Below are 24900 nucleotides of genomic sequence, written 5' to 3'. Positions count from 1 at the left end.
GGTTCGGGGTGGCCACCAGGGCGCTGGCGACGGCGTTCCCTGTCGCCGCATGCGGGGTCACACGCCGACAACAGTGCGGGGCCCGCCGCGGCCGGCCCGCACAGCGCGCACGCGGGCGGTCGTCAGCTCCACCACAGCCGCTGCGCACCGGCGAGCGGTTCCTCGACCTGAGCGCTGCCGCGGTGCGCGAGCAGGACGCGAAGACCCCCTGAAGCATCTCGCAGACGGATGCCGTACGGATACCTCACCACACAAACGCCTGAAGAGAGGGACTGACATGAAGCCCATGGGACGCCGCAGCTTTCTCGCCGCCAGCACGGCACTTGGCGTTGGTGCCGGCTTGTCCACGCACGCCATTGCCTCGGAAGTGAGCGAGAACGAGACTTCGGACAAGACTTCGGACATTTCACGGCGGGACCAGGACCTGCCCTTCATCGGCACGGAGGAGACCTTTTCGACTCCCACGTTATTGAAGCTGAACTCCATCAATCAGGATCACATAGCGTTCCTTGAGGAAATTGGTCTTTCGGATCTAGGCCAACGCCGCATCGGCGATATGGATAAGGGGGAACTCAACGTTCAAATCCTCTCTGCTCATACACCCTCCGTACAAAATGTCCCTGGGCAGAGGGGCATCGACCTTGCCTATCGTCTTAACCGGCAACTTGTAGACGGGCCAATCGCCAAATATCCGGGTCGCTTCAAGGCTTTCGCCACCTTGCCCTTGCAGAGCCCGGAGGCGGCGGCGGACGAACTGGAACGCTCGGTTCGGGAAGATGGCTTCTTGGGCGCACTGACCAACGGACACATCACGAAGAAGTATCTCGATCATCCCGATTTCGAGCCTGTGCTGGCACGTGCCGTTGCTCTCGATGTGCCGATCTACCTGCATCCCGGCTATCCAGCTGACGAGGTCTTCAAGATCTACTACAGCACCACACGGTCTAAATACACGGAAGAGTTCCAAGACTACATTTTTAGTGGGTCTGGATATGGCTGGCACCAGGAGGTGCTGACCCAATGCATTCGGATGATCACGTACGGGGTTTTCGACAGGTTCCCCAAACTGAAAATCATCATCGGCCACATGGGCGAAGGTCTTCCCTTCTACTACGAGCGGATCGTCAATGACATGGGCGAGCCGACCAAAGAATCGCTCGAGAAGCCCATCGCGCAATACTTCCAGGACAACTTCTGGGTCACAACCAGCGCATTCCCCCAGACCGAACTGCTCGAGCTCCTGCTGAAGTACATAAGTGTGGATCGAGTGATGTTCGCAACCGACTACCCGTTCGCGGACATAAAGGAGCAGACCGACTGGTTCCGCGGAGTCGATTTGCCACGCGAAGACAAGGAAAAGATTGCGTTCCGAAATGCGGAGAAACTGTTCAGGATGAAAGTGTCCGTGAAGTGATACGCCAGCGGCGGCCGGAGTGAAAGAATGCTTTGCGCGAATCTTCGTCCGTTCGGGCAGCAGTTGGTGATCTTGAGGCTCATGGTTGTTCGCGAGAAGTAGCAGCATGGCGGCCTGCGCTCGTGAGGGCGGGGACGTGGCGGCGACATGTGGGGATCAGTCGGTCTTGTCAGTGAGCCGGTGGGGTGAGGGTGGTGCGGTCGAATGGGCCACCATGTGAGGCGGCGTACGTGACGGCCTCGTTGACGGCGTTGAGGCCGAACGACCGGACCCGTTCGGTGGCGAGGTCCAGGGTGCCCGAGGCGAGGAGCCGGATGATGCCGACGTTCGCTGTACGCGGGTACATCCACTGGCCGCGCACGGTGATCGAGTTGCGCATGATCCATGGGTACGGGAGGGCGAGGTCGTCGCCGCCGAGCATGCCGACGCCGCCCATGAGGACGACGCGGCCGTATTCGCGCACGGTCATGGCTGCCGTGCGCGCTGCCGAGCTGGGTGCGCTCGGCGGTAGCAGGTCGATCACCATGTCGATCGGGCCGTCGGCCGCCGCGGACATCGCCGCGCGGTCGCCGGCCTCGTCCCCGGTGAGCGGAACCGGGCGCACGAGCGGACCGAACCGATCGGCGAGGAGGTCGAGCGCGGCCTGGTTGCGGCCTGGGGCGACCACGCGGCCCGCCCCCATGGCAAGTGCCACCGCAACCGCACTGCTGCCGAGGTTGCCGGTGGCCCCGTTGACGAGCAGTGTCTCACCGGCTGCGAGCCCGCCGGCCAGCAGCCCGCCGTAAGGGATGACGTGCACGCCGAGCGCGGCCCAGCGGGCCGGGTCGTCCCCCGCCGCTGCGGGGAGCGGGAAGACGTTCTCCGTCGGGACTCGCATGAGCTCGGCGAACGAACCGTCGTGCAGGTACCGGGCGAGCCGCGCGCCGCCCTCGCCGCGCGAGCTCCAGCCCTGGAGCGTGATGTCGGGCGTCAGGGCGTCGTCCCGCGAGCGCACCGTCGAGTCGCACCACACCAGGTCGCCGGGGCGCAGCCGGGTGGCGTCGGGGCCCACGTGGACGACCCGTCCCACGCCGCCGACACCGGGCACGACGGGAGGGACCAGGGGGTAGTTCCGCTCGCCGCCGAAGACCTCAGCCGCGTAGGGCGCCACGCTGGCGGCGAGGACCTCGACCACCACCTCGCCGCCGCCGGCCTCGGGGTCGGGGACCTCCCGCACCGTGAGCGGGGTACCGAACTGCGTCAGAACTGCTGCTCGCACGTGATGACCTCCGTGTTCCTCCGTGTTCGTCGGGATCGACACTAGGAACTCGGCGGGCATGCGGGAAGCGACGATCAGGCATCTGTGGTATGCGTATCTCGCATGGACATCTCCAGCACAGGCCTACGGGTCCTGCGGCAGATCGCCGAGTCCGGCAGCTTCACCGCAGCAGCCACCCGGCTCGGCTACACACAGTCGGCGGTCTCACGCCAGGCCGCCGCCCTCGAACGAAGCGCGGGCACCGCCCTGTTCGAACGCCGCCCTGACGGAGTGCGGCTCACCCCCGCGGGTCTGACTCTGTTGCGCCACGCTCGCGCGATCCTGGACTGTCTGTCGGCGGCCGAGCGCGACCTCACCGGCACCGTCTCGCGTACCGAACTGGTGCGGCTCGGACTGTTTCTGAGCGCGGGCGCGGCCATCCTGCCTCTCTCACTCACCCGCCTCGCGGCGACCCACCCGCAGATCACGGTCACGACTACCGAGGGCACCACGCCCTCCCTGGTCCGGGCACTGCGCGCGGGCTCGATCGACCTTGCCGTGCTGACGTCCCGCCCGCCCCACCGGCCTTTGGACGGCGAGTCGCCGCGCCTGCACGTCGAGACCGTTATGGACACCGAACTTGTCGTGGCGGTGCCTTCGACCGGAGAGTTCGCCGGCCGCACCGCGGTGCACGTCGACGAATTGATCGACGTCCCGTGGATTGCCGCCCCGGTGTCGAATGCCGAGCCACTGCTCGGCGTCTGGCCTGGCCTGCCCGGACGGCCGGACATCGTCCACTGCGCGCGCGACTGGCTGACGAAGCTTCAGCTGGTCGCCGGTGGCTTCGGGGTGACAACGGTGCCCTCGCGGTTCTCGCCGGTGCTGCCGCCCGGGGTGAGCCTGCTGCACGTCGAAGGCGCACCTCCCGAGATCCGCCGGGTTCTCGTGGCGCGGCTCCCCGGCCGCCCCACCCCGGCGATCACGGCCGTCACCCGAGCAATTGTCTCGACCACCTGATACGTGCCGCGGGCCGTCAGATTCGGTGCCGTAGCCCGGCGAGGGCGCGCACCATCACGTGTACCTCGGCATGAGCCTCCGCGTTTCACTTGCGGTGGCGTCCGGATCTTGATCGGAAACGCGAAAGTGCCTCCTGAGCTGGGATGATGAGGTTTGTCCAGGGCTTCTGTCACCACAGCGAGAAGGCACTTCTGCGTGCAAACTACCGGGTCGCGTCCCAAGCTTGTCGTCTCGGCCGACGGCCGCGGGGTGGTCAGCCATGTTGGATCCCGCCTGCTGGCCGATCTCGCCGATGGCATCGGCCTGACCGGCGTGTTCACGGACGGGCTGCGCAGGCTGCGACCGCGCGGTACCGGGCACGACCCCGGGCGGATCGCGGTCGATCTGGCGGTGATGCTCGCCGACGGTGGCGAAGCAATAGCGGACCTGGCCCTGCTGCGGGACCAGATAGAGGTTTTCGGCCCGGTCGCCTCCACTGCGACCGCCTGGCGCCTACTCGCGGACATCGGTCCGGCCGCACTCACTCGCCTGCGCTCGGCGAGAGCCGTCGCCCGGGAGATCGCCTGGCTCCAGGCCGCCGAGACCACCGGGGGCATACCCTCAGCCCGCGCCGGTGGCCGCGACCTGCCGAGCCTGGTCCTAGACCTCGACGCCACCCTCGTCACCTGCCACTCGGAGAAGGAACAGGCAGCGCCGACCTACAAACGCGGCTACGGCTACCACCCGCTGCTGTGCTTCCTGGACAACACAGGCGAAGCCCTGGCCGGCTACTGCGGCCGGGCAATGCCGGCGCCAACACGGCCGCCGACCACATCGCAGTCCTGGACGCTGCCTTGGCCCAGATCCCCGAGGCCCACCGCCACGGCACCGACATCCTCATCCGCGCCGACAGCGCCGGAGGCGCGAAAGTCTTCCTCACCCACGTCCGAGCACTGCGCGAGCGGGGAATCCACACCTTCTTCTCCGTCGGATACGCCGTCACCGAACCAAGCCGCCGCACAATCCGTGCCCTGCCCGACCACCTGTGGCACCCCGCGCTGGAGCAGGACGGCACCCTGCGCACCGGCGCCGAAGTGGCAGAACTGACCGGAACGGTGGACCTGGCCGACCACCCGGACGGCACCCGGATCATCGTCCGGCGCGAGCGCCCACATCCCGGCGCCCAGTTGTCCTTGTTCGATCTCGACGAGGGCATGCGCCACCAGGTCTTCCTCACCGACACCCCCCACGGCGAAGGCTCCCTGCAGCATCTGGAGGTCCGCCACCGTGCGCACGCCCGCGTCGAGGACCGCATCCGCTGCGGCAAGAACACCGGTCTCGGCCGCTTCCCCTCCGCCACTTCGCCATCAATGCTGCCTGGCTGGAGCTGGCTCTGACCGCCGTCGACCTACTCGCCTGGACCCAAGTTCTGCTACTGGATGGCGAATTGGCCTCCGCCGAGCCGAAGAAGCTCCGCTACCGGCTGCTGCACGCAACCGCCCGCATCACCCGCGGCGGCCGCCGCCTTTACCTGCGGATCTCCGCTACCTGTCCCTGGCGAGACGAGCTCGTCAGAGCGTTCGCCCGCCTCGCCACCCTGCCACGGCCAGCGACCTGACCGGCACGCCGCCCCCGCCCACCCACGACCCGAGGAACTGGAGCACCCGACCCGAGCGTCGGGCCTCAGCCATGCCCGCCCGACGGCAAGCGGCCAACAACCACGGTTCGCCGCGATCAGCTCGGCTGATCACTCCCAACCGAAACGCGGAGGCTAGGGGAGGAACACCCCGATGCCGTTCGGCACCGGGCGTTCCGTCCCGCCCGAGGGGTGGTTGCGCACCGTTGCCCAGGCGGAGCCCGGCGCGCGGGCGACCAGGGTCGTCGAGCCTCCGCCGTCCAGGCTGAAGCCCCCCGTCGCCCCGAGGTTCCGCAGCTCCTCTGCGACCTCCGCGATCGTCAGGCCCGTGCGGTACCGGGGCGCGCCGTCGGTCGCCAACAGCAGCACCCGCCGCCCGCCGTCCGCGATGCCGACGGCGGTGCGCACGGCAGAGGTCCGTGTGTCCAGACCGGGCAGCGGGCGTCCGCCGGACAGCACCGGATAGCCGCCGACCGCGAAACGGTAGGCGCGGCCCGACAGCGAGGCGAGGGCGTACCGCACCGCGACCGACCGGCCCAGGACCAGCCCGCGCAGCCGCCGGGCGCCCGCTTCCCGGCCCAGCAGCACCGTGCTGCCCGCCGCGACGGGCCCGGCGCCCGGCGCGGCCGAGGCCGACACCACCCTGCCCGCCTTCACCGTCACCTCGTAGGTCCGCGTCCCGCACGCCGCGGCCCGGTCGGCGTCCGAGCCGCAGGTGGCGCGCTTGCGGGAGACGCCGCCCCAGTCCGGCGTGTACGCGCCGACGGAGTTCTCCGGCAGCGCGTACTGGTTCAGCCCGCCCAGCGGCTGCCGCCGGCCGTCGACCGTGAACGATCCCCTCAGCGTCAGCGCGTCGATGTGGGCCCGGCCGTCGGAGCCCACGCCGAACACGGCGTCGGTGTCCGTGCCCGGCGGCAGTTCGGGGCCGAAGCGCTGCGCCGTGGGCACCGCGCCCTTGAGCGCCCTGCCGTCCGCGATCGCCGGGCCCACGCTCGCGCCGGTCGCGGCGACGCCCGGATGCTGGGCCTCGCTGATGTCGAAGAAGTCGCCGTTGACGCCGGCGACGGCTTTGCGCGCCGCGGCCAGCCGGGACAGGGGAGCGCGCGCCGCCACCTTCCCCGGGTGCAGCAGCCCGAGGCGCACCCGGGCGTGCGTCAGATCGACGCTCACGACGTGCACATGGGTGAGCCCGGCCGTCGCCCGCAGGTCGTACTGGCGGTACACCACCCCCGGCGCGACGGCGGTGCCCGCCCCGGTCGCGGCGCCCGCGGACGCCGCCCCCGTCAGGGCCGCGCCGGCCAGCGCGGCGAGCGCCGTCAGCAGGATCCGCCGCATCCGGCGCGCCCGCGAGGCCTTCTGAGTACGTGTCACACATCCCCCAGAACTCGTGCGAGCGGCAACTCTCACACGGGTCGCGGGCCCCACCCGGGCCCATCGGCGCGGGCACCACGAGAAGGGATGAGAAAAGACACGGATCCGAGTGCTTTCCCCTCGACCCGACCCGCACCGGAGCCGAGGACGTGCTAGACGAGCCGGTCGCCGTGGGCGGGGGCCGCGTGGCAGCGGAGCCGGACGCGCTGGTCCGACGGCCACAACTCCTCCACCTCGCCCTGGGCTTCCCAGCCGAGACGCTTGTAGAAGGCGGCCGCCGGGTCGGTGGCGATCACCTCCGACACGGGCTGCAGACCGCGGGAGCGGACCTCCTCGCGGCGAGGAACGCGGGCGGCGTCAGCGACGCCTCGGGACAGTCAGGCCGGTCGACCGAGTAGCCGCTGTGCTCGTGCACCAGCGCGAGCGAGGCCGCGCAGCCGGCCATGTCGGACGGGACACGCGGCCTGAGGGAGAGGGGGCGCGGCGGGGCGAGGTTCGCCGCATGTGAACACGCGAGCGGCGTCGCCTGTCACGCATCACCGAGGCGCGTACGGCGTGAAGTGGGCCGGTGCGTGATCGATCGGCAGGTCGGGACGCCAGGCGGTGAGGGCCTGGGCGCTGCACACGAACAGCGCGGGCGGCAGCCGGTCCAGGGGATACCAGCGCCAGTCGCCGACGCGCTCGCCCGGCTGGTCGGCGGGCTCGCCGTGCCAGGCGGTGACGACGGCCGCGACGGTCATGCGGACGACGCCCTCGCTGTGGTCGAGGAGGGTTCCCAGCAACCGCACGTCCGCCGCGTCCACCCGCAGCCCGGTTTCCTCCTCCAGCTCCCGCACCGCCGTCTCCTGGAGCGACTCCCCGGGCTCCACCGTGCCGCCGGGCAGCTCCCAGGTGCCCCGGCGGTGCCGGCCGAGGAGCAGCCCGCGCGGGCCGTGCACGACGACGCCCACCCCCAGGGCGGCGTGCGCGGCGGGCGGTTGCGCCGAGCGCGGCCGGGAGGACACGCGCACCGGCCGCCGCGCCCGGAAGACGCGGTACTCGGCGCGATTCCCGGGGTCCGGCGACCTCACCGTCACGACCTCTTCCACGTCCAGGCCGTGACCGGTGAGCAGCTCCCGCCACCGCTCCTCGGTCGGCACCCACATGTAGCCCGTCGTCTTGCCGCCGCCCGCGAAGTGCAGCGTCTCCGGCCGGGGAACGAGCTCGGAGGACGGACCGTCGCCGTGCGAGTTCGTGTGCAGCGCGGAGAAGCACAGCGTCCCGCCGGGCTTCAGCGCCGTCGCCAGCGCGGGCAGCAGCCGGCGCGGGTCGGCGAACGGCACCGCGCCCACGGCGTAGACGACGTCGTACGGCTCGGCGGTGCGCAGGTGGGTCACCGCGTCCGCGTGCACCAGACGAAGACCGGAGAGGGAGGCGTAGCGGGCCCGGGCGCGTTCGATCTGGCCGGGCGCGGAGTCCACGGCGTCCACCTCGGCGCCGTACGAGCGCACCAAGTGGGCCGCGTGCCGGGCCGTCCCACAGCCCAGGTCGAGCACCCGCCGCCCCTTCAGCTCCCCGAGGAACGCGTCGTCGGGCCCCGCGCCGGGGAACCCCCAGTCGATCCGCTCGACCTCCTCGACGACCGTGCCGCGCCGCAGGTGATGCGTGGCGTAAGCCTGCCAGCAGGCCGCGTTGGCGGCCTCCGGGTCGTCCGGTGTGGGGACGTGCGGCATGGGCGGCCTCCTGGGACGGACAGCGGACGGTGCGGGGATTCTTGCCACCCGCGGGGCGGGGTACTCGCCGCGCGCAGGTACGACCCGTGGAGGAGCCGTGGTGGAACGACCGGACCGGCCCGCACCGACCTCCACCTCGCCGACGGCCTCACGTGCAGCGGACGGGCGCCGCCCAGGTCACCCTCGTCTCCCGCGGCACGGAGTCCGCGCGTGAGTGACCCCGCCGGCGGGGTGCCCCGGTCCCGTCAGGGGCGGGGGCGGGATCCGGAGTACAGCTCCATGTACCCGAGGTAGCCGAGCAGCGCCTGGAGGGTGGCGAAGCGGGCGGTCTCCGCCGTGGCCTGGATGATCCGCACGATGTTGCGGCCGAGGGTCTCACGGCCGGCGGGCGTCTCGATGCAGCGCGGCGCGTTGCGCAGCGACCCCAGCGCGTTGACGAGGTTGTGCGGGTTGATGGCGTCCTGCGACGTCCGGCTGTCCCGCGCCGCGGTTGACCCTCCGCGCACGCCCTGCGTTCCCTCTGTGTACCTGTCAGTCCGCAGTGCCCACCGTGCCCGAAGGGCCCACCGAGTGGGAGTCAGCCCGTCGACAGCGACTGCTCCGCCCAGATCGTCTTGCCCCGGTAGGTGTGCCGGGCGCCCCAGCTGCTGCACAGCTGGGCGACCAGGAGCAGGCCCCGGCCGCCCTCGTCGTAGTCACGGGCCCGGCGCAGATGCGGTGCGGTGTTGCTCGCGTCGGAGACCTCGCAGATCAGACTGCGGTCCAGGATCAGTCGCAGCTCGATGGGCGGCTCGCCGTACCGGATGGCGTTGGTGACCAGTTCGCTCACGACCAGCTCGGTGACGAACGAGGCTTCCTCGAGGCCCCATTCGTGCAGCTGCCGGGTGGCGCGGCTGCGGGTCTCGGCCACCGCCTCCGGCTCCGGGGCCACGTCCCAGGCGGCCACATGACGGGAGTCCAGGGCGTGCGTACGCGCCAGCAGCAGCGCCACGTCGTCGTCGGGCTTGTCCGGGAGCAGGGCCCGCAGCAGCGTGTCGCAGGTGTTCTCCAAGGAGGAGGTCGCCCGGCCCAGCACCTTCAGCATGATGTCGACGCCCTCGTCGATGTCCCGGCCCCGGGCCTCCACCAGCCCGTCGGTGTAGAGCGCGAGCAGACTGTCCTCGGGCAGTTCGAACTCGGTGGCCTCGAACGGCAGACCGCCGAGCCCGAGCGGCGGCCCGGCCGGCAGGTCCAGCAGTTCCGGAGGTCTGCCGGGGGTGAGCAGCGCCGGCGCCGGGTGTCCGGCCCGCGCCATGCAGCAGTGCCGGCTGACCGGGTCGTACACGGCGTACAGGCAGGTGGCTCCGATGTCGGCGGCGCTGCCGGTCGGGTCGTCGTTCTCGGCGGACAGCCGGTTGACGAGGTCGTCGAGGTGGGTCAGGAGCTCGTCGGGCGGCAGGTCGACGTCGGCCAGGGTGCGTACGGCGGTGCGCAGCCGGCCCATCGCGGCGGAGGCCTGGATGCCGTGCCCCACGACGTCGCCGACGACGAGCCCCACCCGCGCCCCGGACAGCGGGATGACGTCGAACCAGTCGCCGCCCACACCGGTCTGCGCGCTGGCCGGCAGATAGCGGGTGGCGACCTCGACGGCGAGCTGCCGCGGGAGGCGCTGAGGCAGCAGGCTGCTCTGCAGGGTCAGGGCCGTGGCCCGCTCCCGTGAGTAGCGGCGGGCGTTGTCGATGCTGAGCGCGGCCCGGGCGGTGATCTCGTGGCAGAGCAGCAGGTCGTCCTGTTCGAAGGGGTCCGGGTGCCGGTGCCGGGAGAACGTCGCCACGCCGAGCGTGATGCCCCGCGCGCGCATGGGCACCGCCAGCACCGAGTGGAAGCCGAACCGGCGCATCTTCTCCGCCCGTTCCGGCGCCTCGGACGCCCACTTCGCCATGCCCGCCACGGTCACCTGGTGCATGGCGGCCTCTCCCGAGGCCAGGCACTCGGCGGCCGGCGAGGTGGACGGGTAGACGGCCACCGCGCCCAGCGGCACCACCGCCTCGGGGCAGCCGGGCAGCACCGACTGGTTGGCCACGCGGCGCAGCAGCACCGGACTGGGCAGCGACTCCGCGCGCAGCTCCTGGTCGTCGTCGATGTCGGGCAGCAGGTCCACGGTGACGAAGTCCGCCAGCTGTCCCACGGCGACGTCGGCGAGCTCCTGGGCGGTGCGGGTCAGGTCCAGGGTGGTGCCGATGCGCACCCCGGCCTCGGCGACCAGGGCGAGCCGCTGTCTGGCCAGGTGCTCCTCGGTGGTGTTGTGCGCGGACAGCAGGACGCCCCGCACCGTGCCGTTCCCGTCCCGCACCGGCGCGAGCGACACCGACCACGCGCTCTCGTGCCGGTCGCCGGCCAGTCGCAGGGCGGCCCGCAGGTGCTGCTGCTCGCCGGTCTCGACGACCCGGCGCATCAGGCGCTCGGTGCGCTCGCTCTCCGGGTCCAGGACGATCTCCGAGACGCGCAGCCCCCGGATCTCGGCCTCCGTCAGGCCCAGTACGCGTTCCATGCCGGCGTTGGCCCGCAGCAGGTGCAGCCCGGTGTCGTAGAGCGCCATGGTGCACGGGGAGTGGACCATGGACCACGCGAGCAGGTGCTCCTCGTCGAACTCGGGACGGGAGGGGGGCATCGGCGCGACGATGAGCCACTCATGGCTCGCGGCGGGGCCGCTTTCACGGCGGTGGGCGAGCAGGCTGACCGCCAGCAGGTGGCCGTCGCGGTGCCGCAGGTTCACCGTGCCGTTCCAGCGGCTCGTGCCCACGATGGAACTCAGCGCCGGACCGGTGAGGCCGTCGGCGAGCAGCACCGTCGCCGGCCGCCCCGTGACCTCCGAGGCCCGGTACCCCACCAGTCGCTGCGCGCCCTCGCTCCATCCGGTCACCACACCGAACGCGTCCACGACCGCTCTCGCGGTGGTCGTGCCGCCGTCTGCCTGCGCCGGAGGCGCCGCAGGCCCGTTCCCGGTGGTTCCGGATCGCGTCATCGCGCCCATCCTGCCCTCAGCGGACGATAACCGACACATGGGGCACTCATTATAAAACCAAAAGATTATGATTACGTGATCATGCCAATTTTGGCGTTCTGGAGGGAAGGTGCGGGCATCCGGAGGGAAGGTGCCGGGTTCCAACGGGGACTGCTCAGGACGCCGATCGTGCGCCACGCGTGCGGCTGCCGCCTGCACCGCCTCTTACTCCCGCTGGTTCGGCCGACGGCCTCGGGCGCCCCGGCGACGCCGTGGAAGCGACCGCGCCAGCATGTCACGCGCCGCGCGGCCGGGCCAGAGCCGCGCACGGAAGTCAGCGCCACAAGGCCACTTGGTCACCCCGGTCCGTAGGCCCGGGAGAGCACCTGGACCGTGGCCGCCATGGCCTCGCGCAGTTCCGGGGGTGCGAGGACCTCGACGTCGACGCCGAGCCGCAGCAGCTCGCCGCACGCGTGCTCGGTGCTCTCGGTCGGGATGACCGCCTCGATCCACCCGTCGTCGCCCTCGGGGGTCGCGGTGGCCTCGACCGCCGCCACCACCTCCGCGGGGACGTTGTCGGGCAGGCGTCGGCGCCCCTGCCGGGACAGGCGGACGGTGGCTGTGCCGGTGTACCGGCGGGTGCGGAACTCGTCCAGGTAGGAGGCCCAGTACGCGCCGAGGTCGAAGCCCTCCGGCCGGTCGAACCGCTCGTCGCCCGGCGCCGCGTCGAGGATTTGGGCGACCCGGTAGGTCGCGGTCCCGCTCCCGCCGGCGGCGACGAGGTACCAGACGCCCGACTTCAGGACCAGGCCGTAGGGCAGGAGGCGGCGGGTCACCTCCTGAGGGGCGCGCCAGCGGCGGTAGCGCACGTCCACCGCGCGCCGGGTGAGCACAGCGTCCACCAGCAGGGGGAGATGCGGCGTCTCCTCGGGCTCCCGGTACCAGCCGGGAGCGTCCAGGTGGAACACCGCCGCGGTCCGCGTCGCCTCCTCGCGCAGTTCCGCCGGCAACGCGGCCAGCAGCTTCAGGCGTGCCGCCGTCACCTCCGCCGTCAGCCCCAGGTCGGCGGCGGGGCCGGGCAGCCCGGCGAAGAACAGCGCCCGCGCCTCGCCCTCGCTCATCCCGGTGAGGCGGGTGCGATAGCCGTCGAGCAGCTGGTAGCCGCCCCCGCGGCCCGGCAGCGCGTACACCGGCACCCCGGCGTCCTGCAGCCGCGCCAGGTCCCGATAGGCGGTCCGCACCGACACCCCCAGCTCGTCGGCGATCCCCCGCGCGGACATACGGCTCCGGGACTGCAGCAGGAGCAGCAGGGACAGCAGGCGAGCGGCAGACATGCCGGCATTCTCCTCGGAAACCCTGACAGCACCTGGCACACAGCCGTCCTAGCGTCGACCCGGTCGCCGTCGAACGACCCGCGACCCGCGCCCGGAGCCGAGCACCGAACAGGAGCCCCCGTGCCACCGACCCCCCTCGTCGTCAGCCCCGCCGTGTTGGAGCTGCGTCAGTACACCCTGCGTCCCGGCCGACGCGACGAGCTCATCGAGCTGTTCGACCGTGAGTTCGTCGAGACCCAGGAAGAGACCGGGATGACCGTGCTCGGACAGTTCAGGGATCTCGGCGATCCCGACCGTTTCGTCTGGCTGCGCGGCTTCCCCGACATGGCGGCGCGCCGACGCGCACTGACGGACTTCTACGACGGACCCGTGTGGGCCGAGCACGGTCCGCGGGCGAACGCCACCATGGTCGACTCCGACGACGTCCTCCTGCTGCGGCCCCTGACGGCCGGGAGCGGCATCGAGGTCCACCCCTCCCAGCGCCCCCGGCCCGGTGCTCCCGCCCCCGCCCGGCTCGTGACCGCCACCGTCTATTCCTTCCCTCCCGCACGGCAGGCCGGCGTCGAACTGGTCCGTGACGGACTCCTCCCCGCGCTCCGGGAGACGGGGCCCGCGCCTGTCGCCGCCCTGACCAGCGAGACATCGCCGAACACCTTCCCCAGGCTGCCGGTGCGCACCGGGGAGAACGTCGTCGTGGTCATCGCCTCCTACCCCGATGCGGACGCGCACCGCCGCCACCTCACCGCGGTCCACGCCCACCCCCGCACCCGGGACGAGATCCTGCCCGGCATCGAGCGCGAGCAGACGGCACCGCCCCAGTTGCTCCTGCTGTCCCCCACGAGCCGCTCGCTGATCTCCTGACCCGTCCACCCATGCCCGGCCGCATCAGGGGATCAGCGCCAGCATCACGGTGAGCGGCAGCGCCGGATTGGCGGCCGCCGCCTCAGCCACCGACTCGTCGGGGTCGGAGAGCAACTTAGTGACGACGTGCGGCGGGAGCGCGGGATGCGCGGCGGCCAGGGGCCGGGCCCGCCGGTCCGTCAGGCAGACGAGCAGCGCCGGAGCGCCGGCCCGGGGATGCCGGGCGATCTCACGGAGCGCCTTGCGCACCGGCGGCCTGTGCCGGGCCAGCGTCTCCAGCAGGGCGGCGGACGCGTCCGGGTTGAGCGCGGCCGGGGTGACGACGTGGACGCCGTGCCGGTCGACCATGGAGCGCAGCCGCTTCTCGGACCGCGATCTCGCCCGACTCGAACTGCCTCTGGTTTTTGACCGGTTGGAGGAAGCCGGGCGGAAGGCGGCGGGTGGGAGAATCCGGGGAGCGGAAGGAGGAGGGGAGATGGTCGACTGGGTGCCGATGAGGGTGGGAGCCAGGCCTGTGCCCCAGCCCGTCGCCACGCCGCTGGTGTGGGCGACGGCCTCCGGGGGCGCGGTGGTCCTGCTGGCCGTCCACTACGCGCTGCTCGGGCCGGGCCGCCCCGGGCCCGCGCTGGCCGCGCTGTGCCTGCTGGCGGCGCTGCTGGGACGCTGCGCCCGCTTCACCGCCGCCCCCGGCACGGCACTGCTGTGCTGGCTGCTGCTCAACGGCTTCGCGATCCCGCCGCTGGGCACCCTCACCTGGGCCGGACAGCGCGACGCCCTCTGGCTCGGCTGCCTGTGCGCGGCCACGCTCCTCGGCACCGCGCTGGCCCGCTTCCGCCACGCCCGGGCCGCGTACCGCCGTGTCGCCGTGCCCGCGCGCGGGGCCCCGGCGACGCACCTCGACGACGGGACGCCCGGCCCCTGAACCGGCCTTCCCGGCCGACGGCTCAGTAGTTCTCCCACTCGTTCTGCACGTACTCCAGCACCGCAGGGTCCATCAGCGTGCTCGGCCGTACGTCCTGGCGGCGGCGGTCCAGCGGGAACACGGTGGCCGCCTTCAGTACCGCGTCGTCCAGGTAGCGCAGCGGGGGAGTGTCCGGCGCGAGCCGCAGCGGCGGGGGAGCGGCGGTGCGGGGGGCGGCCAGGACGAAGCCCCAGTTGCCGAAGCTCGGCACGTCGATCTGGAACGGGGTCGTCGCGTAGCCCGCCGCCTGGATGGTCCTGTCGATCGACCAGTACGTCTTCGGCGCGAAGAACGGCGAACCGCTCTGCACCATCACCCTGCTGCGCGGAGTCAGGACCTGGCCGAGCAGATGGTAGAACTCCACCGAGTACAGCTTGGCCAGGGCTGCCGTGTCGGGGTCCGGGAAGTCGATGACGACCGCGTCGTACGTCCCGCGCGCGTCCCGCAGCCAGTTGAAGGCGTCGGCGTTGACGACCTTCACGCGCGGGTCGGTCAGCGAAGCGCCGTTCAGTTCCCGCAGCGGCCGGAAGTCCCGCGCCAGCCGGGTCATCGCCGGGTCCAGCTCGACGAGGGTGACGTGCCGTACGTCGTCGTAGCGCAGCACCTCGCGCAGGGCGAGCCCGTCGCCGCCGCCCAGGATCAGGACGTCCCCCCGGGGGCCGGACAGCGCGGGGTGGACGAGCGACTCGTGGTACCGGTACTCGTCGACGGAGCTGAACTGGAGGTCGCCGTTGAGGAAGAGCCGCATGTCCGCCGCGCCCGTGAAGGAGGTGGAGCGGGTGACGACGATCTCCTGGTAAGGGGTGGTCTCGGCGTGCACGATCGGGTCCTGGTACATCTGCTGGCGCGCGGTGACCTCCAGGTCGTCCGCGAACGCGTACGCCGTGCCGAGCACCCCCAGGACCGCCGTCACGAAAGCGAGCAGACCGATCCGCACACGCCGCCGGGTCTGCCGGCGGAAGATGAACACCACCACGATGACGCCGGCCACCGCGTTGACCGCGCCCACCACCAGCGCGCCCTTGAGCTGCCCGAACGTCGGCAGGAGCAGCAGCGGGAAGCACAGTCCGCCGACCAGCGCGCCGATGTAGTCCACGGCGAACATGTCGGCGACGGCGCTGCCCGCCTCCTGCCGGCGGATCCGCTGCAGCAGCGTCATCAGCAGCGGGATCTCGGCCCCGATGAGCAGGCCGACCACCAGGGCGACGACGACCATCGCCGGGGTGTAGAGCCGCAGCCAGGCGAACGCCGCGTACAGCACCAGCACCGACAGTCCGCCGACCAGCGCCAGCAGCCCCTCCACCAGCGCGAACGCCCCCACCGGGCGGCGGCGCAGCGGTTTGGCGGCGAGCGAGCCGACGCCCATCGCGAAGACCATCACGGAGATGACCACGGAGGTCTGCAGCACGGAGTTGCCGATGAGGTAGCTGCCCAGCGCGGTCAGCGCCAGCTCGTACACCAGGCCGCAGGCCGCGCAGAGGAAGACGGCGAACAGCAGCAGGAAACGCGCCCCGCGGGTGTGGCGTGGGGCCGGGGGGCCGGCGGGGCCGGGACCGTGCGGGGCGTCGGCGGCCTGTGCGGGGTCCGCGGCGGTGGGGGACGTGGGTGCGGTGCCGGTCATGGGGCCTTGCCTAGGAGAGTGCCGCGCCGACCATGAAGGCGGTGCCGAGGTACATGCCGGCCTGGACCCAGGCGGCGGGGTGCGGGCGGTCCTCACGGTCGTCGAGGACGACGGCGCCCATCTGGCCGGGGGTGAGCAGGCCGATCACGATGCCGACGACCGTCATCACCAGCACTCCGGCCAGCCCGTACAGGAGCGTGCTCAGCAGACCCCTGCCGACTCCCTGCTCGGACTCGCTGGCCTGGATGGCCTCCATGATGACGAGGCCGACGGCGAGGGACTGGCTGCCCAGCAGGACGGCCGCGCCCCGGTTGCGGTCCGTCCACACGACGTGGAAGAGCTTGCCGGGCGTGACGAGGTCGAGGGCGATGAAGCCGACGGCCATCACCGCGAGGCCCACGACTCCGTAGAGCAGGGCCTGGCCGGTCGACTCGAGGATCTCGGTCACTGCGTTGCCTTTCTTCGAAGCGCGTCGGTGGGGCGGGAGGGGGGCCGGGCGGGTGTCACTTGCCTTCGCCGGGGCCGCCGCCCCGGAAGCTGGAGCTGTTCGGGTCGGGCCAGAGGCCGAGGTACCGACTGTGCCGCCGGTAGCCGCCCCGGTAGTCCTCGATCTCGATGCGGCTGCCGCTGCGGTACGGGGAGACGGTGACCATGTCGTCGCCGTAGCGCAGGAACTCCATGCGGTCGCCCGAGGCGCGGTCGAGCGCCGCGCGGTTGCGGTGGATGGCGTCGGCGACCTTGGCGGGCGCGCTGTGGGGGGCGATCCAGGACGTTCCGCTGGTGGTGTACGTCTTCTTGATCCAGCCGAGCGGGACGCCGTTCTGTCCGTCGGAGGAGGAGCAGGCGGTCAGCAGGACCGCGGACAGCGTGGCCGCCATCCCCGCGCGGACGAGTCGGGCGCTTCTCATCGGGCCTCCAGCCGGGTGTACGTCGATACGATCTGGCCGTGCTGCGGGTACGTGTGCCAGGTGCGCCAGAGCAGCCCGCCGCTGGCCGCCCGCGCGCCCGTCTGCGCGCTGTCCGGGGCCGTGCCGACCGCCTCCACGACCACCGCCGTCACCGCTTCCGGTGAGCCGGGGAAGACCCCGCACAGGCTGTTGGGGTCGGCGTCGACCAGGTCGAGGACGCGGGCCACCCGGGCGCTGAACTCCTCGGGGCCGAGCCGGGCGGTGTGCGCGCTGAACTCGTAGCTCCAGCCCGGCAGTTCGCGGGTGTGGCTGTCCGGCAGGCCCCGGTCGGCCCCCTGGAGGCAGGCCACCGTCTCGCGTACGGGGCCGGCGAAGACCTGGTGGGAGGCGCCGAGCAGGCGCAGCCGGACGTCGAGTCCGCCCACCCTCACCTCGCGTTCGGCGAGCGCGGGCCGTTCGGGCAGGTCCAGGGAGAAGCAGAGCTGATCCGCGTCCGTGTCCAGGTAGGGGGCATCCAGAGAAACGGCATGCATTACGAAAAGCCCCCCGGTCGGATCTTGCGACAAGCGGCGCCGAGTATGGCACACGGGGCGCGGGGAGCTCCTACCCAGGGTGAGGAAGCGTGGGCTCCGCTCCCGCAGGTCAGGCCCGTCGCGCCACCCCCGGTCAGGCCTGTCGCGCCTGTCGCGCGCCCCCGGTCAGGCCCGCCCGTGCGCCTCCTGCGAGCGTCGTGACAGCGAGTCGATGACGACCGCCGCGAACAGCACCCCGCCGGTGATCACGAACTGGACGGCGGTCGGTGTGTCCGTGATCGCCATGCCGGAGGCGATCGACTGGATGACCAGCATGCCCAGCACCGCCGACCAGGTCGTCCCGCGTCCCCCGTACAGGCTCGTGCCGCCGATGACGGCCGCGGCGATGGCGTTGACCAGCAGGACGCCCTGCCCCGAGCTCTGGCTCACCGACGTGATCCGCGAGGCCAGGAAGAGACCGCCGACGGCGGCCATGGTGCCCGAGACCGCGAGGACCGCCGTCTGCACCCGGGTCACGCTCAGGCTGGCGCGCCGGGCCGCCTCGAGGCTGCCGCCGAGCGCGTACACCTGCCGCCCGTAGTGGGTGCGGCGCAGCAGCACGTCCAGGCCGGCCACGATCACCAGGAAGATCAGCAGGGCGAGCGGCAGGCCCTGGAAGCGGTTGAGGAGATAGGCGATCGCGAAGGCGAGCACCGCGAGCCCTCCCGAGCGGACCGCGATGTCCCGCAGCGAGCGGTGCGGCATACCGACGGCTCTGCGGCGGCGCCGGTCCCGGTCGGCCACCAGGAAGACGGCGCTCGCGGCGAGGGCGGCCACCCCGTAGGCGACGGCGTCATGGGTGAAGTAGTAGCTGGTCAGCCGGGCGACCAGCCCGTTCTCGTCGAGGTTGACGGTCCCGCTGTCGCCGAGGACGGACAGCATCAGCCCGTTCCAGGTGAGCAGTCCGGCCAGCGTGACCACGAACGCCGGCACCCTGGTCCGGGCGATGGAGTAGCCCTGGACCGTGCCCGCCAGGGTGCCCGCGAGCACCCCCATGACCAGGGCGAGCCACTCCGGCACCCCGTGCTGCACGTTGAGCACCGCGAAGACGACCGCCGCGAGGCCGCTGATCGAGCCGACGGACAGGTCGAGTTCGCCGAGCAGCAGCACGAAGACGATGCCGACGGCGATCAGCCCGGTGCCGACGATGTCGACGCTGAGGTTGGACAGGTTCCGCGGGGAGAGGAAGTTGTCGTTCATGGACTGGAAGACGATCCAGACGACGGCCAGGACCAGCACCACCGGGAGCGAGCCCACTTCGCCGGCGCTCAGCTTGCGCCGTACGACCCCGACCGCGCCCTCGGCGGCCCTCACCAGGGCGTGCCCGGCGCGCGGCCAGCGGGGTGCGGCGCCGCCCGCGACCGGTTCGGCCCGGGCACTGTCCGTGGCCTCTCGGGCCTCACGCCGGTCGCGCATGTTCTTCACCACCGCGCCTCCCGGGAGGCCGTCCTGCGGGGCATGTTCTGCGTGGCGCCGGTGACGGAGGAGATGATCTGCTCCTGCGAGACGGTGTTCACGTCGAAGAAGCCGTTGTTGCGGCCGAGTCTGAGCACCGCCGCGCGGTCGGCGAGCGCCTTCACGTCGCCCATGTTGTGACTGATGAGCAGGACGCCCAGGCCGCGGTCGCGGAGCCGGTCGACGAGGTCGAGGACCTCGGTGGTCTGCTCGAAGCCCAGCGCCGCGGTCGGCTCGTCCAGCAGCAGCACCCGCGGTTCGGCCAGCAGCGAGCGGGCGATGGCGACGGTCTGCCGCTGGCCGCTGGAGAGCGAGACGACGGGGCCGCGCAGGTCGGGCAGCCGCCTGGTGAGCCGTTCCAGGAGCTGCCGGGTGCGGCGCTCCATCTCGACCTCGTCGAGGAACCCGTACCGGCGGATCTCCCGGCCGAGGAAGAGGTTCGCGACGACGTCGAGGTTCCCGCACAGCGCGAGGTCCTGGTAGACGGTGGCGATGCCGAGGTCGCGGGCGTCGTGCGGGCGGCGGATGTGGACCGCCCGGCCCTCCCACTCGATGACGCCCTTCTCCGCGGGAAGGACCCCGGAGATCACCTTGACCAGGGTGGACTTGCCGGCCCCGTTGTCCCCCAGCAGTGCCACGACCTGACCGGCGTGGATCTCCAGCTCGATGTCGGTGAGGACCTCGACGACGCCGAAGCGCTTGCACACGCCGCGCAGAGCCAGCAGAGGGGGGTCCGGCACGGACACCATCTCCTTCCCGGGGCGGCGCACGAGTGGGAGGCCGCTCGCGCCGCCGTCCCCGCGCGGGGCGCGTCCCGTCCTCGCGTCAGGTCAGTCCCGCCCGTTCGCAGGCGGCCCGCAGGTCCGGGACGCAGATCTGCCCGATCGTGTGGACGCCGTCCTTCACCACGGTCTCCTTGATGTTGTCGACGGTGACCGGCACGGGGGTGAGCAGCACGGCGGGGACGCTGTGCCCGTCGCTCGTGCGGACCTCGCCCGTGGCCGTCTCGGTGAGGCGCTCGCCGCGCGCCGCGGCCACCGCCATGGTCCCGCCGGCGGAGGCCTCCGGCTCGAACTCCTTCAGGACCGTCATGTACTGGTCGCCGCCCACGATCCGCCGCACCGCCCCGAGTTCGGCGTCCTGCCCGGTGACCGGGGGCAGCGGGGCCACCTTGTTCGCCTTCAGGGCGGAGACGCTTCCGGCGGCGAGACCGTCGTTGGCCGCGTACACCCCGTCGACGGCGTCCGCGCCGAGGCTCGACAGCGCGGCGGCCATGTTCGTGTTCGCGGCTTCGGGCCGCCACTGCGCGGTGTCGTAGGACTTGCCGATCCGCACCTTGCCGCGCAGCACGGACAGGGCGCCCTCCTTGAAGGACACCGCGTTGGGGTCGCTGGGGTCGCCGTTCATCATGACGATCTGGCCGCCGGGCACCTTGTCGCCCATGGCCCGCAGCAGCGCCCGGCCCTGGAGCCTGCCGACCTCCACGCCGTCGAAGGAGACGTAACCGGAGATCGGGCCGTGGGCGAGACGGTCGTAGGCGATGACGGGGATGCCCGCCCGCTGGGCCTGGGCGACGGTCGCGCCGAGCGAGCGGGCGTCCACGGCGACGAGCACGATGGCGTCCACGCCCTTGGTGATCATCGAGTCCATCTGCGCCTGCTGGACGGCGACTTCACCCCTGGCGTTGACGTGCTCGATCACGCAGTCGGCGCACAGCTCCTTGATCCGCTTCTCCAGCAGCGGCCGGTCCTGGGTCTCCCAGCGGGCCGTGGTGTTGTCCGGCAGCAGCACCGCGATCCTCGGCGCGCCGCCCTCGCCGGATCCGTCCGCGGCCTCCGATCCGCAGGCCGCGAGGGCGACGGCCGCCGACACCGCGGTCACGGCGGCGGCCGCCCCCCTGAGGCGGGGGATGGGGTGGATGCGGGCCTTCATGTGATGCCTCCCTCGTCCGCCCTCGTCCTTCCTCGCGTGGCGTGGCCGGAGGGGCGCATGGGACGGGATCGCGCTCATGGGACGGTTTCACAGGAGTGCCGGGCGGCCGCCGGGCGTCTGCCGTCGACGGCCATAGGGTGGAAATGTTCAGTTGGTCCGTATATGCGATTCTGGTGTGCGGGTGCCCCGATCTCAACCCGGCACCTGCGGCATGGACGGGAGGTCGTAGCGGACATGCCTCACGACGGCGGCGCCCACGCCGGGGTCTCACAGCTGTGGGCGTCCGAGGCCGGGCCGGCGGACACCGGCGTCCGGCCCTCGGCGCGGACCGGCCCCGGGGAGTGGGCCCTGAAGTTCGCCGGAGCCACGCTGGCCGCGGTCTACGCGCTCGGCGCCGGCGCCGGAGAACTCCGGCTGGTCGACACGGCCGGCTCCCCCCTGCCCGGATCGCACCTGCCCGAGCGGCTGTCCCTGGCCGGCCGCTCGCCGGCCGCCCAGGCCTTCCGCACCGGCCGGCCGCTGTGGCTGAACCCCGAGGCGCTCTCCCTGTGCCCCGAGGGCGGCCCCGTCCCGCCCCGCGCGGGGGCCTCGCTCGGCGCGCTGCCCCTCGGCGCGGACGGCCCCCGCCGGGGCTGCCTGGTCGTCGTGGGGACGCCCCCCGAGGTCACGGACGGCTTCGAGCCCGAGCAGCGCCGCTTCCTGGAGCGGTACGCCGAGGCCGTCACCGACCTGTTCCCTTCCGGCGCCGGCCCGCCGCCGGCGCTGCTCGGGCCGGCCCTGCGCAGCCTCGGCGTCGGCGCCTTCGCCCTGGTCCCCGACACCGGTCTGGTCGAGGCCGACGACACCCTCCTCGACCTGGTCGGCATCACCCCCGACGACTTCGACGGCAAGGCCGACACCCTCCTCGCGCACGCCCTGCCCGAGGACATGCACGCGCTGATGTCGGTCCTCGAACCGTCCGCCCAGACCTCCGGCCGGCGCGAACTGGAGTTCCGGGTCCGCTGCCCCACCGGGGAGACGCGCTGGCTGAGCATGAGCTGCCGGGTCGAACCCGCCGCCGGGGAGCGGCTGGAGCGGGTGCTCGGCGTGGTCACCGCCACCCCGGTGCTGCCCCGCGGCACCGACGACGTCGCCCGCATCCAGTGGCTGACCGCCGCCCTCGACGAGGCCGTCACCGTCAGCGACGTCGGCCAGGTCGTCGTCGCCGCCCTGCGCGAGCCGCTGGGCGCGGACCATGTGGCGCTCGCCGCCCTCCAGGACGACCGCCTCATGGTCGCCCTGCTCGACCCGCCGCAGCCCGCCGCCTGGCCCGAGGCGTGGCGGGCGGAGTGGCGCAGCGAATGGCCCGACGCGCCCGTCCGCGCCCTGCCCACCCTGCGTTCCGCCCTCGCCGACGGCCGCATGGACCTGTGGCCGGCCGGCACCGCCCTGGAACCCGGCCTCGCCGAGGTCGGCGCGGGCGGACTGGCCGTCCTGCCGCTGCCCGCCAAGGGCCGCGTCGCCGGTGTCTGCATCGTCGGCTGGGACCAGCCGCACGAGTTCGTGCCCGAGGAGCGCTCCCTGCTCACCGCCACCGCCGCCCTCGTCGGCCAGGCCCTCAAACGCGCCCACGCCCACGACGCCGAGCAGGAACTCGCGACGATGCTCCAGCGCAGCCTGCTGCCCCGGCGGCTGCCCGAACTGCCAGGCGGGGCCGCCGTCGCCCGCTATCTGCCCGCCCGGCGCGGCCTCCAGGTCGGCGGCGACTGGTACGACGTCATCGCCCTGTCCGAGGACCGGGTGGCGCTGGTCATCGGCGACGTGCAGGGCCACAGCGCCGGCGCCGCCACCATCATGGGCCAGATGCGCACCGCCGTCCGCGCGTACGCCATGGAGGGCCACCCGCCCGACGTGGTCGTCTCCCACGCCAACCGCCTCCTCGTCGGCATGGAGACCGACCTCTTCGCGACCTGCTGCTACGTAGAACTCGACACGGAGGAGGGCACCACCCTGGTGGTGCGGGCCGGGCATCTCTCCCCGCTGGTGCGCCGCCCCGACGGCACGACCGAGGAGGTGGAGGTCGAGGGCGGCCCCCCGCTGGGCGTGGTCGCCGAGGCGGACTTCCCCATGACCGCCGTCGAACTGGCCCCCGGCACCGTCCTCGCCCTGATCACCGACGGCCTCGTCGAGGCCGCCGACCTCCCCCTGGACGAGGGCATGCGGCGCACCCGCGTCGCGCTCGCCGCCGCCGATCCCGCCGACCTCGGGCGCACGGCCGACGACCTGCTCGGCGACATCGGCCGGCGCGAGGACGACGTGGCGCTGCTCCTGCTGCGCTACGACGGCATGAAGACCCGGCCGATCCGGTCCGGCTGGATGGTCTGGCGCCTCCCCGACGCCGTCATGCACGCCCGCCGCTTCACCGCCCGCACCCTGCGCCGCTGGAAGGTCGGGGAGGCGGCCGACGCCGTCCTCCTCGTCGTCTCCGAACTCGTCACCAACGCCCTGGTGCACACCCAGGGTTCGGTCCGGCTGGACCTGATGCTGCGCGGGGACCGGCTGCGCGTCTCGGTGAGCGACTCCTCGCCGCGCGCCCCCGCCAAACCGGTGATCGTGGACTGGGAGTCCACCGGCGGCCGGGGTCTGCTGCTGGTCGAGGCGATGTCGGAGTCCTTCGGGTCGGTGCCGGTGGCCGGCGGCAAACAGGTCTACTGCGAGATCTCCGTGCCGCCGTCGCCCGACGGCGAGCCCGCCCGGACCGGCGCCGGATCCCGCCCGCACCCGGGAGGCCCGCCGTGAGAGCCCGCGCCCGGCACCTCGCCGCGGCCCTCGCCGCCGCGCTGATGACCCTGTCCCTGGCCTCGTGCGGGGGAGAGGAGCAGTCACGCGCGGACGGCTTCGCCGTGGGCCTGCTCCTCCCCAACCGGGTGACGCCCCGCTGGGAGAACCACGACAAACCGCTGATCGAGAAGCGGGTGAAGGAGCTGTGCCCCAGCTGCACCATGGAGCACGCCAACGCCGAGGGCGACGTCACACGCCAGCGGCAGCAGATGCTCTCCATGATCACCAAGGGGGTCAAGGTCCTCATCCTCGACGCCGCCGACACCAGGGCGCTGCGCTCCTCGATCCAGGAGGCCCGCAAGGCGGGCGTCCCCGTCCTCGCCTACGACCGGCTCGCCGAGGGCCCGATCTCCGGCTTCGTCAGCTTCGACGGGGGGCACATCGGCCGGCTCCAGGGCGAGGCGCTGCTCGGCGCGGTCGACGCGAAGCGCCCCACGGGCACCGCGGGCCCCGCCGACAAGGCGAGCGTCGTCATGATGAACGGCGACCCCACCAGCGCCAACGCCGCCTGGTTCCGCAAGGGCGCGCTGTCCGTCCTCACCGGCCGGGTGCGCATCGCCCGGTCCTACGACACCGAGGGCTGGACCGCGCAGAACGCCCACGCCGACATGACGGCGGCCCTCGCGGCCCTCGGCGCCGCCCGGATCGACGGCGTCCTCGCCGCCAACGACGCTCTGGCCTCCGGTGTCATCTCCGCGCTCAAGAGCGCCGGCGTCGCCGAACTGCCGCCTGTCACCGGCCAGGACGCCGACCTGGACGCCGTGCAGCGCATCGTCAAGGGCGAGCAGTACATGACGGTCTACAAGCCCTTCGAGAAGGAGGCCGACGCGGCCGCCGCCATGGCCGTCGCCCTCGGCCGCGGCCAGGACCTGAGCAAGGTCGCCACGACGACCATCGACAGCCCCACCGACCAGGACATCCCGGCCGTGCTGCTCAACGCCACCCCGGTGACCGCGCGCACCGTCAAGCGCGCCCTCGTCGACTCCGGCGCCTACACCGTCGCCCAGATCTGCACCCGGCAGCTGCGGACCGCCTGCGACCGGGCCGGGCTCCTCGACTGAGGCCCCCGCACACCCGGGGAGGCGGG

21 protein-coding genes and 1 pseudogene are annotated in these 24900 nt (G+C 72.4%); 7 read left to right on the top strand and 15 right to left on the bottom strand.

Going from position 1 to position 24900, the window contains the following annotated elements:
• Positions 1–286: 286 nt before the first annotated feature.
• Complete coding sequence (locus ACFYXA_RS11750) at positions 287–1414, top strand: amidohydrolase family protein (protein ID WP_389031172.1); 1128 nt, start codon at positions 287–289, stop codon at positions 1412–1414.
• A 169-nt stretch (positions 1415–1583) separates the two neighbouring features.
• On the opposite strand, the gene ACFYXA_RS11745 is transcribed toward ACFYXA_RS11750, so the two are convergent.
• Positions 1584–2672: a zinc-binding alcohol dehydrogenase family protein gene (locus tag ACFYXA_RS11745; RefSeq protein WP_352252689.1), complete on the bottom strand. Its 1089-nt coding sequence runs from the start codon at positions 2670–2672 to the stop codon at positions 1584–1586.
• 102 nt (positions 2673–2774) lie between these two features.
• Here ACFYXA_RS11745 and ACFYXA_RS11740 point away from each other — a divergent pair, with 102 nt between their 5' ends.
• Together ACFYXA_RS11740 and ACFYXA_RS11735 are read left to right on the top strand one after the other, a co-directional pair.
• Positions 2775–3668: a LysR family transcriptional regulator gene (locus ACFYXA_RS11740; RefSeq protein ID WP_389031168.1), complete on the top strand. Its 894-nt coding sequence runs from the start codon at positions 2775–2777 to the stop codon at positions 3666–3668.
• 153 nt (positions 3669–3821) lie between these two features.
• Positions 3822–5265: pseudogene (locus ACFYXA_RS11735) on the top strand (IS1380 family transposase).
• Between the two features lie 153 nt (positions 5266–5418).
• Here the strand turns inward: ACFYXA_RS11735 and ACFYXA_RS11730 are convergent.
• From ACFYXA_RS11730 to ACFYXA_RS11705, 6 genes are all read right to left on the bottom strand, one after another.
• Entirely contained in the window at positions 5419–6654 is a 1236-nt protein-coding gene (locus ACFYXA_RS11730) for a phosphodiester glycosidase family protein (protein WP_389031164.1), read from the bottom strand.
• Positions 6655–6806: 152 nt separating this feature from the next.
• The gene (locus tag ACFYXA_RS11725) at positions 6807–6959 is read right to left on the bottom strand and encodes a hypothetical protein (RefSeq protein WP_389031161.1); all 153 of its coding nucleotides are present in this window, start codon (positions 6957–6959) and stop codon (positions 6807–6809) included.
• Positions 6960–7190: 231 nt separating this feature from the next.
• Positions 7191–8366, bottom strand: a complete 1176-nt coding sequence (locus ACFYXA_RS11720; protein ID WP_389031158.1) for an NUDIX domain-containing protein — start codon at positions 8364–8366, stop codon at positions 7191–7193.
• A gap of 245 nt (positions 8367–8611) precedes the next feature.
• Positions 8612–8872 (bottom strand): hypothetical protein, encoded by a 261-nt coding sequence (locus ACFYXA_RS11715; protein ID WP_389031155.1) that lies wholly within the window; start codon positions 8870–8872, stop codon positions 8612–8614.
• A gap of 71 nt (positions 8873–8943) precedes the next feature.
• The gene (locus ACFYXA_RS11710) at positions 8944–11370 is read right to left on the bottom strand and encodes a SpoIIE family protein phosphatase (protein ID WP_352252697.1); all 2427 of its coding nucleotides are present in this window, start codon (positions 11368–11370) and stop codon (positions 8944–8946) included.
• 335 nt (positions 11371–11705) lie between these two features.
• A complete protein-coding gene (locus tag ACFYXA_RS11705) occupies positions 11706–12683 on the bottom strand; it encodes a helix-turn-helix transcriptional regulator (RefSeq protein ID WP_389031151.1) in 978 nt (325 codons plus the stop codon).
• A 120-nt stretch (positions 12684–12803) separates the two neighbouring features.
• On the opposite strand from ACFYXA_RS11705, the gene ACFYXA_RS11700 reads away from it, so the two are divergent.
• Positions 12804–13544 (top strand): NIPSNAP family protein, encoded by a 741-nt coding sequence (locus ACFYXA_RS11700; RefSeq protein ID WP_389031148.1) that lies wholly within the window; start codon positions 12804–12806, stop codon positions 13542–13544.
• A 24-nt stretch (positions 13545–13568) separates the two neighbouring features.
• Here the strand turns inward: ACFYXA_RS11700 and ACFYXA_RS11695 are convergent, their stop codons facing one another.
• Positions 13569–13892: a hypothetical protein gene (locus ACFYXA_RS11695; protein ID WP_389031145.1), complete on the bottom strand. Its 324-nt coding sequence runs from the start codon at positions 13890–13892 to the stop codon at positions 13569–13571.
• Between the two features lie 127 nt (positions 13893–14019).
• Here ACFYXA_RS11695 and ACFYXA_RS11690 point away from each other — a divergent pair, with 127 nt between their 5' ends.
• A complete protein-coding gene (locus tag ACFYXA_RS11690; protein ID WP_389031142.1) occupies positions 14020–14466 on the top strand; it encodes a hypothetical protein in 447 nt (148 codons plus the stop codon).
• 22 nt (positions 14467–14488) lie between these two features.
• Here the strand turns inward: ACFYXA_RS11690 and ACFYXA_RS11685 are convergent, their stop codons facing one another.
• From ACFYXA_RS11685 to ACFYXA_RS11655, 7 genes are all read right to left on the bottom strand, one after another.
• Positions 14489–16126 (bottom strand): polyamine aminopropyltransferase, encoded by a 1638-nt coding sequence (locus tag ACFYXA_RS11685; protein WP_352253128.1) that lies wholly within the window; start codon positions 16124–16126, stop codon positions 14489–14491.
• A 10-nt stretch (positions 16127–16136) separates the two neighbouring features.
• The gene (locus ACFYXA_RS11680) at positions 16137–16574 is read right to left on the bottom strand and encodes a DUF350 domain-containing protein (protein WP_130439986.1); all 438 of its coding nucleotides are present in this window, start codon (positions 16572–16574) and stop codon (positions 16137–16139) included.
• Positions 16575–16629: 55 nt separating this feature from the next.
• The gene (locus ACFYXA_RS11675) at positions 16630–17034 is read right to left on the bottom strand and encodes a DUF4247 domain-containing protein (protein WP_352253130.1); all 405 of its coding nucleotides are present in this window, start codon (positions 17032–17034) and stop codon (positions 16630–16632) included.
• Positions 17031–17567 carry a DUF2617 family protein gene (locus tag ACFYXA_RS11670; RefSeq protein WP_352253132.1) on the bottom strand — a complete coding sequence of 179 codons (537 nt, stop codon included), beginning with the start codon at positions 17565–17567 and terminating at the stop codon, positions 17031–17033. Before ACFYXA_RS11670 ends, ACFYXA_RS11675 begins: the two co-directional genes overlap by 4 nt.
• A gap of 165 nt (positions 17568–17732) precedes the next feature.
• The gene (locus tag ACFYXA_RS11665) at positions 17733–19034 is read right to left on the bottom strand and encodes a sugar ABC transporter permease (protein WP_389031136.1); all 1302 of its coding nucleotides are present in this window, start codon (positions 19032–19034) and stop codon (positions 17733–17735) included.
• Positions 19028–19810 (bottom strand): ATP-binding cassette domain-containing protein, encoded by a 783-nt coding sequence (locus ACFYXA_RS11660; protein WP_389031133.1) that lies wholly within the window; start codon positions 19808–19810, stop codon positions 19028–19030. The genes ACFYXA_RS11665 and ACFYXA_RS11660 overlap by 7 nt, the downstream gene beginning before the upstream one ends.
• Before the next feature lie 76 nt (positions 19811–19886).
• Entirely contained in the window at positions 19887–20993 is a 1107-nt protein-coding gene (locus ACFYXA_RS11655; protein ID WP_352253134.1) for a substrate-binding domain-containing protein, read from the bottom strand.
• Between the two features lie 234 nt (positions 20994–21227).
• Between ACFYXA_RS11655 and ACFYXA_RS11650 the strand changes: the two genes are divergently transcribed.
• Both ACFYXA_RS11650 and ACFYXA_RS11645 read left to right on the top strand, forming a co-directional pair.
• Complete coding sequence (locus tag ACFYXA_RS11650; protein ID WP_389031129.1) at positions 21228–23771, top strand: SpoIIE family protein phosphatase; 2544 nt, start codon at positions 21228–21230, stop codon at positions 23769–23771.
• Complete coding sequence (locus tag ACFYXA_RS11645; protein ID WP_389031126.1) at positions 23768–24874, top strand: sugar ABC transporter substrate-binding protein; 1107 nt, start codon at positions 23768–23770, stop codon at positions 24872–24874. Before ACFYXA_RS11650 ends, ACFYXA_RS11645 begins: the two co-directional genes overlap by 4 nt.
• Positions 24875–24900 lie beyond the last annotated feature (26 nt).

Source organism: Streptomyces sp. NPDC002566 (assembly GCF_042889585.1).
Taxonomy (GTDB): Bacteria; Actinomycetota; Actinomycetes; order Streptomycetales; family Streptomycetaceae; genus Streptomyces.
This window is presented reverse-complemented; position numbering and strand designations above follow the sequence as displayed.

Excerpts from the sequence above, each read along its gene's own strand:
- ACFYXA_RS11750 (WP_389031172.1), top strand. The coding sequence starts at position 287 with ATGGGACGCCGCAGCTTTCTCGCCGCCAGCACGGCACTTGGCGTTGGT.
- ACFYXA_RS11740 (WP_389031168.1), top strand. The coding sequence starts at position 2,775 with ATGGACATCTCCAGCACAGGCCTACGGGTCCTGCGGCAGATCGCCGAG.
- ACFYXA_RS11720 (WP_389031158.1), bottom strand. The coding sequence starts at position 8,366 with ATGCCGCACGTCCCCACACCGGACGACCCGGAGGCCGCCAACGCGGCC.
- ACFYXA_RS11710 (WP_352252697.1), bottom strand. The coding sequence starts at position 11,370 with ATGACGCGATCCGGAACCACCGGGAACGGGCCTGCGGCGCCTCCGGCG.
- ACFYXA_RS11705 (WP_389031151.1), bottom strand. The coding sequence starts at position 12,683 with ATGTCTGCCGCTCGCCTGCTGTCCCTGCTGCTCCTGCTGCAGTCCCGG.
- ACFYXA_RS11695 (WP_389031145.1), bottom strand. The coding sequence starts at position 13,892 with ATGGTCGACCGGCACGGCGTCCACGTCGTCACCCCGGCCGCGCTCAAC.
- ACFYXA_RS11690 (WP_389031142.1), top strand. The coding sequence starts at position 14,020 with ATGGTCGACTGGGTGCCGATGAGGGTGGGAGCCAGGCCTGTGCCCCAG.
- ACFYXA_RS11685 (WP_352253128.1), bottom strand. The coding sequence starts at position 16,126 with ATGACCGGCACCGCACCCACGTCCCCCACCGCCGCGGACCCCGCACAG.
- ACFYXA_RS11675 (WP_352253130.1), bottom strand. The coding sequence starts at position 17,034 with ATGAGAAGCGCCCGACTCGTCCGCGCGGGGATGGCGGCCACGCTGTCC.
- ACFYXA_RS11670 (WP_352253132.1), bottom strand. The coding sequence starts at position 17,567 with ATGCATGCCGTTTCTCTGGATGCCCCCTACCTGGACACGGACGCGGAT.
- ACFYXA_RS11660 (WP_389031133.1), bottom strand. The coding sequence starts at position 19,810 with ATGGTGTCCGTGCCGGACCCCCCTCTGCTGGCTCTGCGCGGCGTGTGC.
- ACFYXA_RS11655 (WP_352253134.1), bottom strand. The coding sequence starts at position 20,993 with ATGAAGGCCCGCATCCACCCCATCCCCCGCCTCAGGGGGGCGGCCGCC.
- ACFYXA_RS11650 (WP_389031129.1), top strand. The coding sequence starts at position 21,228 with ATGCCTCACGACGGCGGCGCCCACGCCGGGGTCTCACAGCTGTGGGCG.